This window comes from Streptococcus danieliae (genome assembly GCF_013415245.1).
GTDB lineage: Bacteria > Bacillota > Bacilli > Lactobacillales > Streptococcaceae > Streptococcus > Streptococcus danieliae_A.
This window is the reverse complement of the sequence record NZ_JACBXX010000194.1, coordinates 1-2,230: the sequence shown is the minus strand read 5'-3', so window position 1 is coordinate 2,230 and position 2,230 is coordinate 1. Positions and strand designations below refer to the sequence as shown.

Here is a 2,230-nt window from a genome sequence, read left to right as displayed (position 1 = left end):
AATAGGTAATTAAGAGATTCATAAAACCACCTCCTATGTTAATTATAGACTTAAGAGATAGTTTTTTCGAATAATTATCGGTTTCTGAAAACTTACAAACTCTGCTTTTCTTCATGCGTTTGTCGTGCAGTTCCTCCTACAAGGACTGACTGAACCAGAAAAAACCTCTCCCAAAGGAGAGGTTGGAGCTTATTCAACAGTTACAGACTTGGCCAAGTTCCGTGGCTTATCCACATCCAAACCACGATGAAGGGTCGCAAAGTAAGCGATCAATTGGGTTGGGATTACCATGGCAATGCTTGAAAGGTAAGGATGGACTTGGTTGACAACAATATCGTCATCCTCACGCGCTACCCCTTCTTCAACAATAGTCAAGACATGGGCACCACGCGCCCGCACTTCGGCAATATTTCCACGAGTGTGAGCCGCTACCTTCTCATTGGCAGACAGGAGGGCAATTACTGGAACACCGTCCTCAATCAAGGAAATCGTTCCGTGTTTCAACTCACCCGCCGCGAAACCTTCACATTGAATATAGGAGATCTCTTTCAGCTTCAAGCTGGCCTCCATGGCCACATAGTAATCCTGACCGCGTCCAATATAGAAGGCATTGCGGGTTGTTTCCAAGAGGCTACGAACCTTGCTATCAACGAGGTCCTTCTCTGACAAGCTCGCCTCAATGGATTGAGCCACCAAGGACAATTCATGCACCAAGTCAAAGGCCGCTGCCTTAGCATTCCCATTGGCTTCGCCAACTGCTTTTGCTAAAAAGGCAAGGGCTGCGATCTGCGCCGTATAGGCCTTGGTTGAAGCAACGGCAATCTCTGGCCCCGCATGGAGGAGGAGAGTATAGGTCGCTTCACGGGAGAGGGTTGACCCTGGTACATTGGTCACCGTCAAACTTGGAATTCCCATCTCATTAGCTTTCACCAAAACCTGACGGCTGTCAGCCGTTTCCCCTGATTGGGTTAGGAAGATAAAGAGTGGTTTCTGGCTCAAAAGCGGCATCTCATAGCCCCACTCTGAGGCAATTCCCAACTCCACAGGTCGATCGGTCAACTCTTCCAACATCTTCTTGGATGCAAACCCAGCATTGTAGGATGTACCCGCTGCAATGATGTAGAGACGGTCTGCTTCCTGCACCGCTTGTACAATTGCTGGATCCACCTGCATGTGACCATCGGCATCCGCATAGGTGGAGATGAGTTTCCGCATTACGGTTGGTTGCTCATCGATTTCTTTCAACATATAGTAAGGGTAGGTGCCCTTACCAATATCAGACAAGTCCAACTCAGCAGTGTAGCTATCACGCTCAACCGTGTTCCCTGCATAATCCATGATAGTGACTTGGTCTTTTTCCACAATCACCAATTCCTTATCGTGAATTTCTTTAAAATCACTGGTCTCACGAATCATGGCCATGGCATCTGAGCCCACCAAATTGTAGCCGTCGCCCAAACCGATCAAAAGTGGGGATTTGTTCTTAGCAACATAAAGCACTTCGGGATTTTCAGTATCCATCAAGGCAAAGGCGTAAGAACCTTCAATAATATTAAGGGCTTTCTTGAAGGCTTCCAAAACGCTCAAGCCTTCCGCTTCTACAAAGTGTCCCACAAGGTGAACCGCAATTTCAGTATCGGTCTGACCTTGGAAGTGGTGGTTCTCCAAATATGTAGCGCGAATCTCAGCATAGTTCTCGATCACTCCATTGTGAACCATAACCAAACGACCAGACTCCGATTGGTGCGGGTGAGCATTGAACTCGCTCGGCTTCCCATGAGTTGCCCAACGGGTGTGACCAATCCCTGCAAAACCAGCCAGCTCTTCGCCAACCTTCGCTTCCAAATCCGCAATCCGACCATTGGATTTGACCAAACGGCCGTCCTTCATACCATTTGAAACATAGATACCGGCTGAATCATAGCCACGATACTCGAGTTTTTCTAGTCCTTGTAAAAGAATATCTGTTGCATTGGGATTTCCCACAACACCAACAATTCCACACATCTTGAATTCCTCCAAAAATTGGTATAGTCTAATTCGACTTTTGTGAATTAACTGACAAAATTATAGTTTTTTCACCCCTCTTTGTCAAGAGTCAGCAATTGGTATAGGGGAGCAAATCAAAAAGGAGTTTGGGACAAAAGTCTCTCTGACTAAAGCAAAAAAGCAACGGTTTAAGAGCCGTTGCTTTTTTGCTTTATGGAGATAGTCTTGATACAATATAATT

1 protein-coding gene is annotated in these 2,230 nt (G+C 46.2%); it reads right to left on the bottom strand.

Going from position 1 to position 2,230, the window contains the following annotated elements; translation table 11 throughout:
- Positions 1-189 precede the first annotated feature (189 nt).
- On the bottom strand, positions 190-2,007 hold the full coding sequence (gene glmS, locus HZY94_RS08980; protein ID WP_179925864.1) for a glutamine--fructose-6-phosphate transaminase (isomerizing): 1,818 nt from the start codon (positions 2,005-2,007) through the stop codon (positions 190-192).
- Positions 2,008-2,230: the final 223 nt, after the last annotated feature.